Consider the following 464-nt stretch of genomic DNA (forward strand, 5'->3'; position numbering starts at 1 on the left):
TCTCTTTTGTTATGCAGGTTCTCCCGCCCATTGAAGCAATATTTGAAGAGTGATAACCCATGGATGACAGACTCACGTCAACGGCTATATCCAGCGCATTAATAAGCACCGCCCCATACCCCCACTGGCATTGGGAATCCCATGCTGAAGTATGTCTGTCCATGAATGGATATAGGCCATGCAGCCCCATCAGCACACGCCCCGTCCTCAGGACATGCTCCTTGTCAATAATGGTATAGTTAAAGGGTGCAAAATCGGCCCCGACCAAAAACGGGCCTTTGTTCAAATCTGCACAGCAAGTTGAAAAGCCAGAAAAATAGGGGCACAGGACTTTACCCCTGTCGTAGTCTACGATTTTCCCGGTCTTGTCTTTCTTTGGAACCGCAGCCCAGACGCCTATGTCGACAAATGATTCATTTCCTATATCAAGCTGAGTGTATGGATTACAGGACCATCCGGAAGAG

Annotated in this window: 1 protein-coding gene; it reads right to left on the bottom strand. The window is 48.3% G+C overall.

From position 1 onward, the window contains the following. The coding region (locus ACY2RQ_RS19855; RefSeq protein WP_490114746.1) for a hypothetical protein at positions 1 to 464 on the bottom strand (464 nt) is incomplete at both ends.

Source organism: Parendozoicomonas sp. 209JJ7-1 (genome assembly GCF_058147085.1).